This window comes from Rhodoferax sp. GW822-FHT04A08 (assembly GCF_058801025.1).
Genome location: NZ_JBXAMW010000052.1, coordinates 1 through 2,017 on the forward strand (window position 1 = coordinate 1; position 2,017 = coordinate 2,017).

3 protein-coding genes are annotated in these 2,017 nt (G+C 58.2%); all 3 read right to left on the reverse strand.

From position 1 onward, the window contains the following. Window positions 1-104 precede the first annotated feature (104 nt). The 3 genes from AC1RMF_RS26460 to AC1RMF_RS26470 all read right to left on the reverse strand — a co-directional run bounded on the left by AC1RMF_RS26460 (window position 105) and on the right by AC1RMF_RS26470 (window position 2,005). Window positions 105-785, reverse strand: coding sequence for a hypothetical protein (locus AC1RMF_RS26460; RefSeq protein WP_493145514.1), 681 nt, complete (start codon window positions 783-785; stop codon window positions 105-107). Further along, window positions 782-1,354, reverse strand: coding sequence for a hypothetical protein (locus AC1RMF_RS26465; protein ID WP_493145516.1), 573 nt, complete (start codon window positions 1,352-1,354; stop codon window positions 782-784). Before AC1RMF_RS26465 ends, AC1RMF_RS26460 begins: the two co-directional genes overlap by 4 nt. 102 nt (window positions 1,355-1,456) lie before the next feature. Continuing rightward, window positions 1,457-2,005 (reverse strand): hypothetical protein, encoded by a 549-nt coding sequence (locus AC1RMF_RS26470; protein ID WP_493145518.1) that lies wholly within the window; start codon window positions 2,003-2,005, stop codon window positions 1,457-1,459. Window positions 2,006-2,017: the final 12 nt, after the last annotated feature.

Below are 2,017 nucleotides of genomic sequence, written 5' to 3' on the forward strand. Positions count from 1 at the left end.
TTCAAAAGCGACGTCTGTGAAGGTTTTCCCTTCAATGTTCTCGTTGCATGGAGGCTTGGGGGCAAGCGCCGTGGGGGTTTTTCTTGGAGATACGGTGTCATGGCTTAGCCTCCCAACGCATCGATTTCAATCTTGAGCGAGCGCATACGGTCTTGCCAGTGCGCGGCCATGGTGCCCCCGTCAATCCCGGGAGGTTGGCTATCTGGGCCAGATGCGCCTGTCCTGCGAGATGCATCATTCGTGAATGGCACATCTGCCAAAGAGGATGCAGCCAACAGTCTTCCAACAAGCCCATCCAGTTGCCCCACCACGCCGAACCCCGCCTGACGAACCAGTCGATGCATGGGTGTGAGTGCAAGCACCACCGTATCCCCTGTGCGGGAGATGCTGCGCACCAGGTTGTGGGCGTGCGTCCGATCCGATCCGTGGTCGCCCTTAAGCGGCCTCCAGGCGTAACGGTTGCGGTCTTGCACAGCGCGCAGCAATTGCCGGGCCTCTGTATCCAACGGGGATACCGGCCGCACCAGAACCTGGTGCATATCCAAGGCCGAATCCTTCAGCACGTGGATGCGCAGACTCGGATGGCACTTGATACGCAGCCACAGGTCTTCGGTCGCGCTGAACATGTCGTCCAGGTCTACAGGATTCACCAGCCTGAGCCGAGTGGGTCCGGTTACTTTGCCCTTCGGGTGGGTGGCCCAAGGGGTTCCTTCAAAGAGGTCGCCATTGGCAGCCATCGCTAACTTGCCGGCACTTAGGGAGGGATGCTGGAGGCGCGCACTCATTTGCAGTCTCCCGGATGAGCAAAGACTGAATCGTTGGCCGCACCACCGTTTGCAGCTTCACCTTGTTCAGCCGCACCCTGTTCAGCCCCACTCGTTGCAGCAATGGCCCGCTCCACGCCGCGGCCAATAATGGTTCCGATGGTCTCGCGCAGACGGTCATGCGGATCGTTCGCTGGGTTGAGAATCTCCACGTCCGGTCCGTTGGGCGTCCACGTGATGGCCACCTTCTGGTTGTACTCGGCGGCCAGGGTATACGCCCACAAAGGGAACCCATCGTCGTCGTCGAGCATCCTCCAACGGAAGCCATGGGTACTGTTTCCCAGGGCTGCATCGATTTCCATACAGGTGAGCGTGAAGGCTGGTGCCCACCGTCGATCAATGTTCATGGTCGCCAAAGAGTTCTCGAACATGTAGGGATAGTTGATGGCTATGCACAGGAAGCGCGCGTCCATGGTGCGGTTCTTACCCACATCAATCTCGATGACGGCTGCGCTCTGACGAACCTTCTTCGGTACTGACTGTGCGGGACCGCTGCGAGCGCGCGATGTGTCGTGTTGGGTAACCTTCATAAATCTCTCCTTGATTGGTGATGCATGTCTGGCTGACAAATCAAATACTGAACTTTTAGGTCGAGCGCCTAAGCGCGTTTTTGAGGTTTCTGCAAAATTTCTTCAAAAAGATGCAAGTTCCAGCAGGCGCAGTGCGTTCTCCAATCGGCCCTGCATCCATTCCCGAAAATCCCCCTCCACATCGAACTGGTCCCAGTGCATGCACAACTGCACCGTGTTGGCCGACGGTTGGTCCCGGGCGCGCAGCTGCGCCAAGTAGGGTTGCACCATCCTGTACAGCGCATGCGGCGTGTCGTACTTGCCGCACAGCGCGGGGAACATGCAGTAGTCCATGGCATACAGAATGGATGCGACATACACCGCATCCACATTGGCAGTGAAGTCGAGCGCGTCCTCTTGCCAGGCATTTGCGATAGGCTGGACCACCTCCACCAGCAGGCGTACCTGCTGGCTGTCTGCGCGAATGGGGGTGGCCAGGATCTCGCGCAGGTCCTGCAACCCCAGGATGTCTTCGAGGAACTGGCGCACATACAGGCCTTTGACTGGCAAGGTGAGGTTTTCGATCAACAACGCAGCGTAGGGATCGATGGGCCGCTTCGCGTCGTGCACGACCAGCTTGGATTGCATGGGATTGATGGGTGGGTTCGTCATGTTGGTTTTCCT